At 52.9% G+C, this 14,886-nt stretch carries 15 protein-coding genes; 6 read left to right on the plus strand and 9 right to left on the minus strand.

Annotation, left to right across the window (positions count from 1 at the left end):
- Positions 1-3: 3 nt before the first annotated feature.
- Entirely contained in the window at positions 4-1,329 is a 1,326-nt protein-coding gene (locus HUN04_17030) for a S41 family peptidase (GenBank protein ID WDP91307.1), read from the plus strand.
- Entirely contained in the window at positions 1,319-2,485 is a 1,167-nt protein-coding gene (locus tag HUN04_17035; protein ID WDP91308.1) for a divergent polysaccharide deacetylase family protein, read from the plus strand. The genes HUN04_17030 and HUN04_17035 overlap by 11 nt, the downstream gene beginning before the upstream one ends.
- A gap of 59 nt (positions 2,486-2,544) precedes the next feature.
- Here the strand turns inward: HUN04_17035 and HUN04_17040 are convergent, their stop codons facing one another.
- Positions 2,545-3,105, minus strand: coding sequence for a hypothetical protein (locus HUN04_17040; GenBank protein ID WDP91309.1), 561 nt, complete (start codon positions 3,103-3,105; stop codon positions 2,545-2,547).
- Between the two features lie 562 nt (positions 3,106-3,667).
- Here HUN04_17040 and HUN04_17045 point away from each other — a divergent pair.
- Genes HUN04_17045 through HUN04_17055 form a run of 3 tightly spaced genes read left to right on the plus strand, consistent with a single transcriptional unit; the run spans position 3,668 to position 6,540 of the window.
- Positions 3,668-4,552, plus strand: coding sequence for a nicotianamine synthase (locus HUN04_17045; protein WDP91310.1), 885 nt, complete (start codon positions 3,668-3,670; stop codon positions 4,550-4,552).
- 42 nt (positions 4,553-4,594) lie between these two features.
- Positions 4,595-5,425 carry a methyltransferase gene (locus tag HUN04_17050; GenBank protein ID WDP91311.1) on the plus strand — a complete coding sequence of 277 codons (831 nt, stop codon included), beginning with the start codon at positions 4,595-4,597 and terminating at the stop codon, positions 5,423-5,425.
- Positions 5,422-6,540: an alanine racemase gene (locus HUN04_17055; protein ID WDP91312.1), complete on the plus strand. Its 1,119-nt coding sequence runs from the start codon at positions 5,422-5,424 to the stop codon at positions 6,538-6,540. The genes HUN04_17050 and HUN04_17055 overlap by 4 nt, the downstream gene beginning before the upstream one ends.
- A gap of 6 nt (positions 6,541-6,546) precedes the next feature.
- Here the strand turns inward: HUN04_17055 and HUN04_17060 are convergent, their stop codons facing one another.
- The 8 genes from HUN04_17060 to HUN04_17095 all read right to left on the minus strand — a co-directional run bounded on the left by HUN04_17060 (position 6,547) and on the right by HUN04_17095 (position 13,237).
- The gene (locus tag HUN04_17060; protein WDP93326.1) at positions 6,547-7,305 is read right to left on the minus strand and encodes a class I SAM-dependent methyltransferase; all 759 of its coding nucleotides are present in this window, start codon (positions 7,303-7,305) and stop codon (positions 6,547-6,549) included.
- 207 nt (positions 7,306-7,512) lie between these two features.
- A complete protein-coding gene (locus tag HUN04_17065; protein WDP91313.1) occupies positions 7,513-8,454 on the minus strand; it encodes an ArsA family ATPase in 942 nt (313 codons plus the stop codon).
- Positions 8,451-8,744, minus strand: a complete 294-nt coding sequence (locus tag HUN04_17070; protein ID WDP91314.1) for a hypothetical protein — start codon at positions 8,742-8,744, stop codon at positions 8,451-8,453. The genes HUN04_17065 and HUN04_17070 overlap by 4 nt, the downstream gene beginning before the upstream one ends.
- Complete coding sequence (locus tag HUN04_17075) at positions 8,734-9,177, minus strand: hypothetical protein (protein ID WDP91315.1); 444 nt, start codon at positions 9,175-9,177, stop codon at positions 8,734-8,736. The genes HUN04_17070 and HUN04_17075 overlap by 11 nt, the downstream gene beginning before the upstream one ends.
- Positions 9,178-9,216: 39 nt before the next feature.
- Positions 9,217-10,953, minus strand: a complete 1,737-nt coding sequence (locus tag HUN04_17080; protein ID WDP91316.1) for a carbon starvation protein A — start codon at positions 10,951-10,953, stop codon at positions 9,217-9,219.
- A 266-nt stretch (positions 10,954-11,219) separates the two neighbouring features.
- On the minus strand, positions 11,220-11,768 hold the full coding sequence (locus tag HUN04_17085) for a YkgJ family cysteine cluster protein (GenBank protein WDP91317.1): 549 nt from the start codon (positions 11,766-11,768) through the stop codon (positions 11,220-11,222).
- Between the two features lie 180 nt (positions 11,769-11,948).
- Positions 11,949-12,338 carry a hypothetical protein gene (locus HUN04_17090; protein WDP91318.1) on the minus strand — a complete coding sequence of 130 codons (390 nt, stop codon included), beginning with the start codon at positions 12,336-12,338 and terminating at the stop codon, positions 11,949-11,951.
- Between the two features lie 212 nt (positions 12,339-12,550).
- Entirely contained in the window at positions 12,551-13,237 is a 687-nt protein-coding gene (locus HUN04_17095; protein WDP91319.1) for a hypothetical protein, read from the minus strand.
- Between the two features lie 614 nt (positions 13,238-13,851).
- Between HUN04_17095 and HUN04_17100 the strand changes: the two genes are divergently transcribed.
- Positions 13,852-14,700 (plus strand): hypothetical protein, encoded by an 849-nt coding sequence (locus HUN04_17100; GenBank protein WDP91320.1) that lies wholly within the window; start codon positions 13,852-13,854, stop codon positions 14,698-14,700.
- The last annotated feature ends 186 nt before the right edge of the window (positions 14,701-14,886 follow it).

Here is a 14,886-nt window from a genome sequence, read left to right on the forward strand (position 1 = left end):
CAGATGAAAGATGATTATTTTCCGATGATGGGGCGTTGCGCCCTGGCCCTGCTGGTGACGGTCCTGCTGTGGGCCGGACAGGTATCGCCAGTGCGGGCGGCCGGGGATACGACCTATAAATCCCTGAAACTCTTTGCCGATGTCCTGGAAGAGATTGAGAAAAATTATGTGGATGAAGTGGATGCCGAAGAGTTGATCCACAATGCCATCCGGGGGATGGTGGGGAATCTGGATCCCCATTCCTCCTTTATGCCCCCCGAGGCTTTCGGGGATCTCCAGGACGATACCAAGGGAAAGTTTTCCGGCATCGGCATCGTCATCACCATGAAGGACGGCATTCTCACCGTGGTTTCCCCCATTGAGGGGACGCCGGCCTACAAGGCCGGCATCGTCGCCGGTGATATCATTATAAAAATCGACGAAGAATCCACCAAGGACATGGCCCTGTGGGAAGCGGTGAGCAAGATGAGGGGGCCCAGGCACAAAGAGGTGTTAATCACGGTAATCCGGGACGGAGAGGCCGCTCCCCTGGAATTCAAGCTGAAACGGGATCTCATCCCCATGACCAGCGTCAGATCTGCCATGCTTGCCCCTGGATACGGCTACCTGAGAATTACCAATTTCAGAATGAATACCCTTGAGGATGTTGAAAAGCATCTTGGAACCCTTGAAAAAGAGGCGCCCGGTCTCAAGGGACTGATCATTGACCTCAGGGACAATCCCGGAGGCCTGCTTGACCAGGCCATCAAGATTTCCGATCTTTTCCTGGAAAAGGGACTCATCGTCTCCATCAAGGGGCGGCTTAAGAAAAACACCCAGGAATTCAAGGCCTACCCCAATGAAACCGAGCGAAATTACCCGATAGTAATACTCATCAACGGCGGTTCCGCCTCGGCTTCTGAAATCGTGGCCGGCGCCCTGCAGGACCATTCCCGGGCCCTGATTCTGGGGACGCCGTCATTCGGCAAGGGCTCGGTGCAGACCGTTCGCCCCCTGAAAGACGGCTTCGGGATCAAGTATACCATTGCCAGGTATTACACCCCCTCGGGCCGGTCCATTCAGGCCAAGGGAATTCTGCCGGATATTGAGGCGGCCTCGGGTACCGTGATAAAAAAAGATCCAAAAAGGTCTGCTTTTGAACGGATGATGAAGGAAAAAAATCTGAAAAACAGCCTGAAACCCGAAGGCCCTGCAGATAAAGAAGAGAAAAAACAGACCAAAACTCCCAAAGACCTTGAGGTGGATAAGCTGAATAAAGACGCCCAGGTGAAACGGGCCCTTGATATTCTCATCAGCTACGGAATCTTCAGTAAAGTAAATGGCAGTTAAAAAGAAGACCGGGGGGCGGACCAAACCGGCCGCCTCCAAGGCCCCGGCCAAAAAACGGCGGCCGGCAGTAAAAAAAGCGTCACCCCCAAGGAAAACCAGGAAAAAAACCGCCAAACCAGCGGCCCGGTCCGGCCTGATCCATGAGCTGAAAAAGATCGGGCTGGGCATTGCCATCCTGCTGGCCATCTGCATGACCACGGCCATGATTGCGGATATCCTTCTTAAATCCGGCAGTCCCGTCGATCCCGGACCTGGGGCGGTGAAGGTGTCCTCCTCCCCTGGCCACCGGGAGACTGTCGTGCCGCCGGAGGTGAAGAAAAGGGCGGTGACCGTCACCAAGCCTGTCCACGACTCCCCAAAGCTCATCACAAAGACCCCGGGGCTCATGAAGAAAACCGACCAGTCCAGCATCGTTTATGAGGTCTTTGAAGGTGTCGCGCCGGAACATACGCGGAAAAGGCCGGTGGGGCCGGCCGCCGGGGACAAAACTCCGAAAATTGCCATCATCATTGACGATATCGGTTATGACAAGCAACTGGCCATGGCGCTGTTCGAAGTGGATCCGGATATCACCTTTTCCGTGCTTCCCTTTTCTCCCTTCGGCAAGACCATTGCCGGCAGGCTTGCTGCCAGAGGGGCGGAGATCATGCTTCACCTGCCCATGGAACCCACCCAGTACCCCAGGGTGAATCCCGGCCCCGGTGCGCTTCTGGCCTCCATGTCGCCGGATGCTCTTCTGGCGCAGCTTCGCAAGGACCTGGATGCGGTTCCCGGTGTCAAGGGGGTAAACAATCACATGGGCTCCAGGCTCACCGCCCTTTCCGACAAAATGAACCAGGTGTTCACGGTGCTTAAAAAAGAGGATTTGTTTTTTATTGACTCCAAAACCGCCCCTGATTCAAAGGGAGAGGCTTCGGCCCGATTGTTTCGGCTGAAATTTTCCCACAGGGACATCTTTCTGGATAATTACCAGAAGATCGATTACATCTCCGGCCAGTTCCGCAAATTGCTCCGCCGGGCTGAAAAAAGCGGCCATGCCATCGGCATCGGCCACCCCTACCAGGCCACCCTGGATACCCTCAGAATCGAGCTACCCAAACTCAAGGGCCGCATCCAAGTGGTTCCGGCAAGCCGGCTTGTTGCAATTCCCGGTTGATTTATCTTTGTACCTGTTGATGCCCCCTGCGATGACAACCGTGGCGGCAAAGGGGGCGCTTATAATGTTGGCGGCAGTCCAAGCGGATTTTCCTGCCCCGTATCCGTTGATTCCGTTTCCCTGACCGCCTTCCAATAATACTTTTTTATCAGATTTTTTTTCCGCAACTCCCCTATCATGTTTGATAGTTTGGGCACCAGCTCCATGTGCTTTTTATGCAGATAGCAGTGAATGGTTACTTTTGCCATCTCCCCGGCTTTTTTTATACCGGCGTCTTGAAATTCATCTGTTTGCAGCCAATGCCTCACAGCGGCTTCCCCATCCACATATACATCGATACGCCTCTTGATCAACATTCTCAGGCCAAGGTATGTATTGGTGACAGGAGACAGATTATCTCCGTTTATCAGCCGTGGCAAAACAGCTTCCGTTCCTGTGATGCCAAGCCTGTAACCGACGACTATATGGTCAATGCTTTTTAAACTCTTCCATCCGTCCAGTTGAATGGAAGGATTAAGGGTGAAAGCGGAAAATACATGCGAGGTGATTTTATTTTCAACCCTGATAAGATTCGGATTCAGCCCGCCGTAGGTCCGGATGCGCCCGGCTTCCCCATCCACGATCCCCTTGTTGGAGATAACACTGGCCCTTTTGGGGGGATAGTATTGGAGTTGAATATCCATGCCCAGCCGTTTCCCCAGTTCATTGTAAAGATAGGTGTACCACCGGAATGCCTGTGTCTCTTCCTTTTCTGTTACAGCTAAGACCAGCCCGCCTGCATCTGCCTCAGAAAAATCTGCCCATGGGAAAATAAATTGGGTGAGGATGCTAAATGAAATCAGAATATATAATGGGGTGTGCCTTTTCATTATATTTCTCTTTTATAAATTAAATCGGCGAATGGGCATTGTTTACGAAAAGCTTAATATGAAGGATTTTATCATCAATATTCCGTCCCTGGCAAGCGGTTTCCCGGCATGGCTTTTCCCGGCATGCCAAAGTGTGGGCTGCCTGTGCCCCCAATACCTTGGCGAGCTATAGGGTGACCAGGATGTCAGCCGCCATATCCGGATAATTATTTGTCCTTGCCATTCCGGCGAAAGTCAGGATACTCTCCAATCGGGTAGGATTGGACTGAATACTCTGAAATCGTCTTACTAACTGCAAGTCCAGGGATAAGCCATGCATGATATCAATTTTCTACATGAACACGAACTGGCGGAGCATGATTTTCTGGGATGCTGCAAAGACTGCCGGAACAGCCTGGCCATCATCAAGCCCCATATCATGGGCTTTGCCGGCAGGATAGAACAATATTCCCATGACATGCTCACGGCGCTTCCGCCGGATGAACTCTACCGGCTCTACCAGCTTCTGGATGACCTGGCGCATATGAACGCCGGCCCCCACCTGTCGGGGCTCATTCTGGAAGAGGCGGATATCCGGCAGACCCTCCCCCTGATCCGGTCCTATTACACCGCCTTTTTCAGTATCCATGAAGCCCGGCTGGCCCAGGAACTGATTCATCGCAAAGACCCCTGGGCCCATCTGGTTAATTTCCCTTTGTATCCCCGCTATGAAGCCCTGGTGAGAAACCAGATAGAGGCCATGCACATTTCATCCAAAAGCCGGTTTCTTTTCCTGGGAAGCGGACCGGTGCCCATGACCCTGATTCTCATGAGCCGGCTCTACGGCATCCGCTCCATGGGGCTTGACGCCAATCCGGAAACCGTGGAATTGTCCAGAAAAGTGGTCCGCCATCTGGGACTGCAAAAGGATATTGAAATCATCCAGGGGGATGAGTCCTGCCTGGACAGTTTAAACTGGGATATCATACTGGTGGCGGCCCTGGCCGAACCCAAAACCAGGATTTTCAACACACTAAGGAACATTCTGGATAAGCGGGGGCCGGCGGCACCGGTGATCTTCCGGACCTATACCGGCATGAGGGCCGTTCTTTACAAACCGGTCCAGCCCGAGGAGATCCGGGGGTTTAAAATCGTGAAGGCCGTTGCCCCTACGGGACGGGTGAACAACACCACGGTATTCATGCAGATTAATACCTAGGGCCGGGGCCTGGTGGTTTCAGCCGGAAGGCAGAGGAAGGATATGGCAGACCTGGAGTTGATCAAAACAGAGTTCATGGACATCTATGCCTCCCTTTCCGATATTTCGGTGGCCTCGCTTCTCCGCGGAGAGCAGGAGGAATTATATCCCTGTTTCAGGCAACTGGACCGGATGGCGGCAATGGATGTGGATGACCGGGAGGCCGAGAGCCTCAGAAACGACGGTGAACTTCAGCCGGCCATGGTGCATATTTCACGGATGAAGCGGGCAAACGGGCTGCGTATGGAGATCAACAATGCAAAGTCCATCATTGCTTCCCCGACCCCCTGGGAGGTCATCAAAGGGTTCGTCTATTATCCCAACTACCTGGCGTTGGCACGGATGGAATATGAGGGCGGTGGCCTCTCTGCCGGAGACCGGGTGGTGTTTCTCGGCAGTGGCCCTCTGCCCCTGACACTGATCTCTCTGTGCACCCTGTACGAAATTCAGGGGATCGGCATAGAACAATGTGACGAATACGCAAGCCTTTCGCGGCAGTTAATTTCAGCGCTTGGGCTGGCGGACCATATCCGAATCATCAAGGGGAACCATTTTTCCCTGCCCCTGCCGGAGGCGGCCAACCTGATCATGGTCGGTGCAGACGCGCTGCCCAAAGAGGAGATTTTTTCACACCTTGCCGCCCGGCTGGCCGACGGGGACAGACTCTCCTACCGCATTTATGAAAAAGGACTCAGGCGCCTGCTGGATGTTCAGTCTGATTTCAGGCTGCCCGGGGGACTCAGGGAATACAGGCGTATCCGCCCGAAGCCGCCGGTGAACAATACATCGGTTTTTGTGGTGAAAGCCGCCGGGCAGGTCGGAAAGGACAGATGATGATGCCGGAAAATATTCTCCGCGCCACCGCCCATATTCCCACCCCTTTTCTTCTCATTGAGGAAAAGGTCCTCCAGGCGAATATCCGGCGGATCCATTCCTATGCCCGTGCGCAGGGCTATGGGGTCCGGCCCCATGTTAAAACCCATAAATCCCTGTCCATTGCCCGGATGCAGAAGGCTGCCGGAGCCGCTGGTATTGCCGTTGCCAAAGCCGGGGAAGCCGAAAGGATGGCGGAAAAGGAAAGGTGCGACATCACCGTGGCCTACCCGGTTCTGGGGAGCCGGTGTGCGGAAAGGATGGCCGCGCTGGCTGAAATCCATACCCTGCGGGTGGCCGTTGATTCCGAGTATTTGATGACCCAATTGTCGGAGGCCGCCCTTGGCCGCCGCACCGAGATCGGTATCCATATTATTTTTGATGCCGGGCTCCACCGGTGCGGGGTTGCCGATGCGGGGCAGGTGCTGGCCCTGGCCCGCCATGCTGAAAACACCCCCGGGCTCCGATATGACGGCATCCAGATCTATCTGGGCCATCTGTACGGAAAGGCGGTTGACGATCCTAAAAGCTATGAAGGGATCAATGAATTATGGGACCCCGTGTATGGGGCCCTGTGCAATGCCGGCCTCCGGCCCAAGACTGTCTCCTCCGGTTCCACCCCCTCCCTTTTTAACACCCACAGGCTCCGCCATATCAATGAAATCCGGGTGGGGACGGCCTATTTGAACGACTATTTTGTGCTGAAATTCAACCATTGCCGGCCGGCGGACTGCGCCGCCCGCATTGTGGCCACGGTGGTTTCCGACAGGGTGCCGGGCCAGGTGATCATTGATGCGGGGTCAAAGGGGCTGTCCGCCAAACAATTGCTCCGCCGTGAATCCCTGGAAATGGGATATGTCTGCGAATATCCCGGGGCCCGGATATTCAGGCTGCACGAAGAACACGGCTGGGTGGATGTCAGCCGATGCAAACATCCCCCCCGCCTCGGGCAGCGGATCAGCATCATACCGGTCAATGTGGCCCTGTGCATGAATCTTTTTGATTCATTCTACCTGCTGGGCAGCGGCGGCGCCCTTCAAAAAGAACGGGTGGATGCCCGGGGCTGCTCTGCCTGAAAATGTCTACTTGTCGCCGTATACAATAAAAAAGGGCGGGGAAGAGGTTCTGTCCATGCCATATGGATTAATCCTGAAACAATCCCGGATATTACAGAAAAGCACCCCTTTGAATCCGGCCTGCTGCATCAGCTTCCCCATTCGTTTATGGGGGACCCCTTCATAGAGGGGAAGGGAATGGATCATTCCGGCATAATGGTAAAAAAAACGGAGGGAGGTCAAACAGGATTTTTTCAAAATCCCCTTTGCCGTCTTAAGGGCAATACGGTGGATATCCTGCCAGGTCATGTTTTTCCAGAACCCGTCTGAAATAATGATCCGCCCCCCCGGCTTCAGCACCCTGTGCCATTCCTGAATGGCGGTTTCGGGAGAGGGAAGGGTCCATACCAGATTTCTGGATACCACCACATCAAAGGTATTGGCTTCAAAGGGCAGGGCCTCGGCGTCCCCGGTCCTGAAGTCAACGGAAAGCCCCAGTTCCTGCCCCTTTTCTTTTGCCGTTTCTATCATATTGGGGGAAAGGTCAATGCCGGTGACATCAAAGCCGGCCCGGGCCAGGTAAAAGGCGAACTGTCCCGGCCCCGTCCCCACATCCAGGGCACGGGGGGAGGCCGTCTTGAACCCGGCAACCAGGTCCTGGAGGGTGGCTTCCCAGTCCTGGGCCGTTTCAAGGGATTTGTCATGGTCCAGTCCGTAGCTGGTGCTTCTCCAGTTCCAGTAGCGTTCGATTTTTTCTTTGAGTCTGTCCATATAGCCGGCCTCCATTGAATATTTTCGGTCCAGTTCAAGGAAACGGCATGCCATAAAAAAACCACAAAGGTCCAAGGGCATGCAGCACCTTAAAGGGACCTTCGTGGTCTATTATTGTTGGTATCGCTTAAATGTCGGTAAATGGATCTGCCTTCAGGCAGAATGTTCCTATGATTAGTAGGATATGCCCCTGCTTTTTGTCAATATTTTATTTCTCCGGGGTCAGGATAATAGCGGGGCCAGGTTGATTTTTTCTTTTTTGGCATAATGGTTCAGGGTGTCCATGCCGATGAGGGGATCGGCGGAATATGGCAGTTCCATGCTGTTGACGGCGGCCATCTCAGCAGGCAGTTCGCCCCGGGGCCGGGAGGGGCTTCTGTGGTTGAGGATGAGGCCGGTGATCCCGATGCCCATGGCCTCCAGCTGGGAGATGATCCGCTGGGTTTCGGCCCGGGAGAGGGGCTCACCATTGTGTACGGCGATGAACAGTGCCCTTTCCGGATCCCCGAAAAATGCCTTGAGGTCCAGGTGGTCGGTTTTCAGGGCCTTGATTCTGGCCAGCACCTTGTCCCGCTGGATTTCCTTATTACCCACCTTTATTCGTGAGATGATTTCTTTTCTTTCGTTGATTTCGTTTCTCAGCTTTTCCAATTGCTCAATCCAGAGCAGGGAGAGGGCGGGCAGGTTGAAAAAGTGCATGGACAGAGCCGTGGGCGGCATGTCGATGATGAGGTAATCCAGACCCCGGTGCTTTTTCTTCAGGTCTGTGAAGGCGGTGGCCAGGGCATGGGCTTCCATGCCCGGGGAGAATTTCAGGACATCGAAATAATTGTGCAGGTTAAAGGCCGTGAGGTAGTTGTAGCTCTGTTTGACCTTCTTGGTGGTCTGGTCCAGGTAGCGTTTGATTTCCCGGTCCCGGTCCACCTGGAGGACCTCCAGGTTATCGGCCACCCGGGCGGGGCGGTGGGAAAACTCCGCCTGGAAGATGTCCGAAAGGTTGTGGGCGTCGTCAAAGGAGGCCAGGAGCACCTTGCTGCCCTTGGCGGCCAGTTCCAGGGCTGTGAGGGCAGAGGCTGTGGACTTGCCCGTGCCGCCCTTGCCCAGGAAAAATAGGGTTTTGGGGCCTGTCTTTTTGGAATCTTTCTTTTTAGGATTCAGGTTCATGAGATGTCAAACACCGAGAATAATCTGGATAAGGGTTCGTTTGCCGTTTCCACCCGGTCCAGGAGGAGCACCAGCTCCTTTTCCATCTCGGGCAGCAGGTCCATGCTGATCTGCACCGGAGGGGCGGGCATGCCGATGAAGGCCCCCTGGGTCAGGACGGCAAATATGTATTCAAGCTCTTCAAGCTCGTCTTCGATGCGGTCCACTGCCTTGGTCCGGGCCACCTCGTCGGCGGTCTGCCAGATCTCCTTCAGTCTTCGGACAATTTTATTGAGGAATTCAGGCGGCATTTTCTTTTACCCTGAAGAGTTTCCGGTCAAAATTGATCCGCCTGGCCGAAGGGAAATAATAGTAGAGGCTGTACAGGGCCATGAGCACGATGGCCCCGGCATGGAACCGTGGCAGTTCGCAGGCCGCGGCAGCAAAGGCAATATAGGGGGTGATGCCCGACACCGTCAGCAGTTTTGCCTGGAATGAATAAAAGGCCGCTTCGGGGACCTGGTGCTGGTCTTTGAATTTGTTGGCAAACAGGGTCCGGATAAATATGGGGCCGGCAATGCCGGTGACGGCGGCCAATGTAAACAGCAGCCCGTTAAAGGTTTCCGGCAGGGTGATCTGCCCCGGCCGGACCAGTTTGGTTTCAAGGGCCAGGTAATAGGCGGCAAAGAGAACCAGGGCCGGCAGAAGCAGAATAAAATAAAGTTTTTTTAAACGGTTCATCATAATAAGAAGGGGCAGGGCTTTCGCCCTGCCCGCTGTTGTTTAGGGGTTGGTCTGGGTGGCGCCGGGCTGTTTGTCGGAACCCATCAGTTTGATGGCGCCTTCGGCAAAGATCCAGATGGCAAGCACCAGGATCAGGCCGTTGACGGACTGCAGGAGCATATTGTGGCTGGCGCCGAATTTGGTCTGGTTCATGACCAGAGCCCAGATGGTCATCACCATCATCAGGCCCGCCGGGATGCCGGCGATGAGCCACTTGAGGCCGCCCTTGGTTTTCAGGTAGACGGCAATGATGATCAGTGCCAGGCCGGCCAGGGTCTGGTTGACCGCACCGAACAGGGGCCAGAGCTTAAGCGCGCCCTTGCCGCCGGCGCCGGTGGCAAATGCCAGGGCCAGGGCCGTACCCACTGCAATGAGGGTGGCGGTGTATTTGCCGGTGAGGAAGGGCATTCTTACGGCGGTGAACAGCTCTGCAACAATATACCGCTGGAGACGGGTGGCCGTATCCAGGGTGGTGCCGGCAAAGGAGGCCACAAATACGCCCATGATGACCACGGCCACGCTGTTGGGCAGGCCGATGGAGGCGATCATGTTGGCGGCGCCGTTGACAAAGGCGCCGACCTTGGAGCCCAGGCCTGCTGCCGCAGCCCAGGAAGAGTAATGGGTGGTCCAGGCGGCCACGCCAGTGAGGGTTTCACCGGATTTGGTCACATAGCCCATGCCGATACCGGCGGAGACGGCAACGATAACCAGGGTGGCCAGGGCGCCTTCCATGAGCATGGACCCATAGCCCACGAACAGGGAATCGGTTTCATATCTCACCTGCTTGGCCGAGGTCCCCGAGGATACCAGGGAGTGGAAACCGGAGATGGCGCCGCAGGCAATGGTGATAAAGAGGAAGGGCCACATGGGGGGGGCTTTGGCCGGGGTGGTCTGGATGGCCGGGGCCACCACCTCCAGGTTGCCGCCGAAGGCGGAAAGGATCACGCCCAGAACCAGCAGGGTCATGGCGATGAGCAGCTGGTGGGAGTTGATAAAATCCCGGGGCTGCAGCAAGGTGGTGACGGGCAGGGTGGATGCGATGAATGCATAGGTCACCAGGAGGATGGTCCAGACACCGGTGGCCGGAATGCCGGCGATGGCCGGCATTTTAATGGGCATGACCACGCCCAGGAATACGGTGATGTACATGACGACCACGGCAATGATGGACCAGGTCATCACGCTTTTACCCTTTTTGTAGATAAGGTGGCCCAGGTATACGGCAATGGGGATTTCACACCACACGGGGAATACCGATGCCGGGTACATGGCAAAGACTACGGCGATGACCAGGCCGAAAATGGCGATGACGATCCAGAGTTCTAAAAATACGATGAGGAAAAAGAAAAACCGGGTCCGGTTGTTCACGTATTTGGCGGTATAGTCGGCGATGGATTTGCCCTGGTTCCGCATGGAGATGATCAGGGCCCCGAAGTCGTGGACCGCGCCCATGAAGATGGAGCCGAAAAAGACCCAGATCAGGGCGGGAACCCATCCCCAGATAATGGCCACGGCCGGGCCGACGATGGGGCCGGTGCCGGCAATGGATGTAAAATGGTGGCCGAAGATCACCTCTTTTTTAGTGGGCACATAGTCTATGCCGTCTTCCAGCTCAACGGAAGGGGCGATGGCCTCCTTGGACAATTTGAAAATTTTCTGTCCGATAAATTTTCCGTACAGATTGTACATTAACAGATACCCGGCAAAGGCCAGCACCATCATCAGCAATGCATTCATTGAACACCCTCCTTCTATTAGGTTTTGTAATTTTTATCGTGGCAAAAGACTGTTTTCGCCTCTTTTTTGCCTGTTTTGTTGTACCTCTAGTTTCCTTATAAATCCAGAGGTGATTTGAGCAAAATGGGTGCCAGAGCCCATTTTTTGAAAAATGCTTTGAATTGAATGGGTTGTAAAGGGAGGGACGGCTGAATATGGCCGGGTGGTTGCAGGGATGCAACCCTTGGCGGGCCGGGGTGCGACCGCTGCGCCCGCCTTGCTGTTTTCTAGTCTGTTTCCAGGGCCTGCCAGAGTTCCAGTGCCTCGGAGACCGGGATCCGGTCCGGCAGGTCCGCATCCAGGTTTTCCAGGAAATGGCCGTTTACAGCGGCCAGCAGGGTGTTGAGCTGGTCGATGTCCAGCAGGGCCTCTTTGGGCAGTTCCGTCAAGCCCTTGAAATTTTCGGGGCAGAAATCCACCTGGACCTTACCGCCCTTTTCCATGTAGATGGGCAGGCCGTGGGTCCTGCAGATCACGGGCCGGGCCTGGTACACCATGCAGGCATGGTCCACCAGGAGGGGGCATTTCTCTTCACCTGCCCGGGCCTGGTCAACCACCTTTTCTCGGTCCGGCGGCGCCAGGGCGCAAAAGGCCCTGGACAGGGCAAAGGCCTCCACTGGAAAAAGGCTCAGGAACCGGCAGCAGTCGTCGCATCCTTTTTTGCAGGCAATCTGCCCGTCCCAGTTGGCCTGGATGGCGGCAGTGTGGGCATCAATCCTGGCAATGAGGGCGTTGTAGTTCTTGAATAGTTCGTCAATTATGCTGGTATCGTCCATGGTACTCCTGAGTATGGTGGGGCTGTCATCAAGGGCGCTTAATATACATGATTTTTTTCGGCTTGGAAAGAGAATCGCTCATGATTAAACAAAGGGGCCCCCCTTAAAAAAGCCAAAAGAAAGAGCAGGCGTGCTACATACAAACGATTGCATTAATCCGCTTTTATTGGGAGATTGAACTTATTTTTTTGTCCACGTTAATGCGTTTTCGTACTCGTCTTCTGTAAATATCCTGGAAACCCACCCGACTTTGTCACCAGTCAGGAAGTTAAACATTTCAGATTTCATGAGCCCATCCGCTTCCTTTGAAAGTATGATTGCATGGCGGCTGTTCTCAAAATGTTTTTTTAGCAGGGCAACTGACAAAGCTGCTGAGTCAATTTCGTTGATATTATAATTTTCAAATTCAAGTTCCCGGGCGTCTATAACTTGATTCAGTCCTTTCCTCCAATTGGAATGACTGACTAATTCCCTTAGCATAGATATTTGGCTGTCTATCGAGAATGGGCCAGATAGCTTTATCAAAAAACGACCATATTTTTTTGATTCATCCTGAATTTCATACTTCATATTGTTTCCCCTCTTATCCCTTGAAAAGATATTGAATCCATAGAGAAACCAAAATTAACTATATCGGAGAATATCCTTACCAGCAGGATTTTTGCAAGCCTCTTCTTCTGAAGATCAGGATACTAATGTATAGAGTTGACTTTAACACCAAGGCTCACAGTTGCCAATCTCGGAGCGCAGCGTAAAGGTCCGTATCATTGTGTAGCCGTTCGTTATGTCCAGAAATTAAAAAATATTTTAATACAAACGAATATGATCAACGCTATTAGACCAAGTCCAAAAATTATGTAGTGAAAAGCAAACTGAAATCCCCAAATATCTTTGTGAAGGTTTTTAGCGGAAAGCTCTTCGTGGCTCATTTCTGGGTTCAACTTATTTATTCTATTTTTAAAGGATTCTATACCCTGAATCATATGGTCTAAATAGACTGAGCCATTTTTGTAGTATAACCTGTAATATCGGATACCATCAAAATCATGCGTTATTTCTTTGATTTCAAATTTTGTTTTCTTTAAAACCCTGTGAAAGACTAAATATTGATCTTCGATAAGTTCGATCTTATAAATTTGGAATAAAAAAAAGGCCCAACTTAACCCAAAGAATAAATAACTCTCGAAAAGGCCACCATAAGTTGATTCTCTGTTAAAAACATAATATGTCGTATAGCAGACGATAAGAATTGCCAATATCTTTATTGAATTCGGAAGTTGGTAAACTTCATAGTCCTCTCCTTTTACGGTTGCACTTTCCCAATTTATTTTTTTTGATATTTGTTTTCCGGAAAAACCAATTGCGGGATTAATAAATTTAACAAAGAGTAATCGCACTAAGAGAATCCCAACGACCAAATATATGGGAAACATGAAGAATATTGTTGAGTAGAATAAATCAGCCATCATTCAAATTTAATGAATGTTATCCAACCATCTTGGAAAGGTTGGCCCAATAACGAGAATCAATTTTATTGGAGATTAAACATACCCAGGCCAGGATTGCAACAGTCAACATAATGCCCTGTTGAATTTCTTTCTTGAAGATAACAAAAAGCCAGATTCTATATTAAGCGCCTTACTTCTTCAGAGCGTTGGTGGATGAAGGCGATATTTTTTCATGCTGCTTATTGGGGCTTTGAGATGGCGGAGAATGTTGTCTTGAGCGGGGAGGGGGCGAACGCGGTTTTGGAGGACCGGAACGCCATACCCTGAAGGGCAGAAACCGGACGGCAAAGGGGCGGTCTGGGAGCTTCGGAGCGGCTTACGATGGGCCGCGTAGATAAAGCGTCGTTCCCTCCCCGCCCAAGACCGGTGCTGCGGCATCCTATTGCTTCTTTTCTGATTTTCGGATCCGTTCCCAAATGCATCGGGCCTGATTCCCCCCATCCCTAATCTTGACAGGGGTTTGCAGATTTGAGATATATCCTGAAATTATTAATAAAGCTTTATTAAAGGACGGACCCATTAGACAAGCTCAGATATATCCCGTCGGGGGCGGAAAAGGCGGTATCGGAAAGACCATGATTACGGCCAATGTAGGGGAACTGCTGGCCCGGCTGGGCAAGCGGGTGTTGCTGGTGGACCTGGATTTGGGGTCGCCCAACCTGCATACGTTTATGGACCAGAACGGCAGGGCCCGGGGGCTTGAGTCCTATCTGGACAAGCGGATAGACGACCTGGGAGCGGCTGCCGTGCCCACGGCGGTGCCCAATCTCTACTTTATCGGTTCCAGGAACTGCAACACCGAGGCGGCCAATCTCCATACCGCCCAGAAGACCAAAATCATCCGGGCCATCCAGGGCCTGGACTATGATTTCATCATCATGGACCTGGGGGCGGGCACCCATTTCAACATGCTGGACTTCTTTTTGACCTCGGAACAGGGGATCTGCCTGCTCACCTCCGAGCCCACAGCCATTGAGAACACCTTTAATTTCATCAAGGCCCTGTATTTCAGGGTGGTGAAGCGGACTTTGAAGCTGGCCGCCTTTAACCAGGTGACCCGGCATATTGATCTTTCCGGCAACAGCCTGGACCAGTCCTTCCGCATCATCAGAGCCGTATCAAAAGAAGACCCGGAAATGGGGGAACTGCTCAGGGCAAAGCTGAGCCGGTTTGAATTCAAGCTGCTGGTCAACCAGGTCCGGGGAGGTGACGATCCCGGCCTGGGGAAAAAGATCGCCAGGGTCTGCAACCGCCATTTCCATTCCAGATTCCGCTTCATCGGCAATATACGATACGATGAGAAGGTCCGCGACGCCATCCAGTTGAGGCAGAACTTTGTCTCCACCTATGCCCGGAGCGGGGCGGCCCGTGATTTGGGCAGAATCGCCGGGAATATCCTGGCTGACGCCGATTTCTGGGTATAGCCGCAGCCCCCTGAAGGGGGAGGCAGGGTACCGGCCAGGGGCTCTGCCTTGTATATATTACATTTTTCCATCTTCCGGCGAAAACGCCCGGCTGGCGTTTTATTTTTAGTGTCTGCTTATTAAATGATTTAGCCAGTTTATGGTTGACTTTCAGCAAATGAACCAACTATAGATATTGTACTTTTG

This window comes from Desulfobacter sp. (genome assembly GCA_028768525.1).
GTDB lineage: Bacteria > Desulfobacterota > Desulfobacteria > Desulfobacterales > Desulfobacteraceae > Desulfobacter.

Coding starts and splice junctions, on each gene's coding strand:
- HUN04_17100 (WDP91320.1), top strand. CDS start 13,852: ATGATTACGGCCAATGTAGGGGAACTGCTGGCCCGGCTGGGCAAGCGG.
- HUN04_17085 (WDP91317.1), bottom strand. CDS start 11,768: ATGGACGATACCAGCATAATTGACGAACTATTCAAGAACTACAACGCC.
- HUN04_17065 (WDP91313.1), bottom strand. CDS start 8,454: ATGAACCTGAATCCTAAAAAGAAAGATTCCAAAAAGACAGGCCCCAAA.
- HUN04_17050 (WDP91311.1), top strand. CDS start 4,595: ATGGCAGACCTGGAGTTGATCAAAACAGAGTTCATGGACATCTATGCC.
- HUN04_17060 (WDP93326.1), bottom strand. CDS start 7,305: ATGGAGGCCGGCTATATGGACAGACTCAAAGAAAAAATCGAACGCTAC.
- HUN04_17075 (WDP91315.1), bottom strand. CDS start 9,177: ATGATGAACCGTTTAAAAAAACTTTATTTTATTCTGCTTCTGCCGGCC.
- HUN04_17080 (WDP91316.1), bottom strand. CDS start 10,953: ATGAATGCATTGCTGATGATGGTGCTGGCCTTTGCCGGGTATCTGTTA.
- HUN04_17055 (WDP91312.1), top strand. CDS start 5,422: ATGATGATGCCGGAAAATATTCTCCGCGCCACCGCCCATATTCCCACC.
- HUN04_17070 (WDP91314.1), bottom strand. CDS start 8,744: ATGCCGCCTGAATTCCTCAATAAAATTGTCCGAAGACTGAAGGAGATC.
- HUN04_17095 (WDP91319.1), bottom strand. CDS start 13,237: ATGATGGCTGATTTATTCTACTCAACAATATTCTTCATGTTTCCCATA.
- HUN04_17035 (WDP91308.1), top strand. CDS start 1,319: ATGGCAGTTAAAAAGAAGACCGGGGGGCGGACCAAACCGGCCGCCTCC.
- HUN04_17045 (WDP91310.1), top strand. CDS start 3,668: ATGCATGATATCAATTTTCTACATGAACACGAACTGGCGGAGCATGAT.
- HUN04_17030 (WDP91307.1), top strand. CDS start 4: ATGAAAGATGATTATTTTCCGATGATGGGGCGTTGCGCCCTGGCCCTG.
- HUN04_17090 (WDP91318.1), bottom strand. CDS start 12,338: ATGAAGTATGAAATTCAGGATGAATCAAAAAAATATGGTCGTTTTTTG.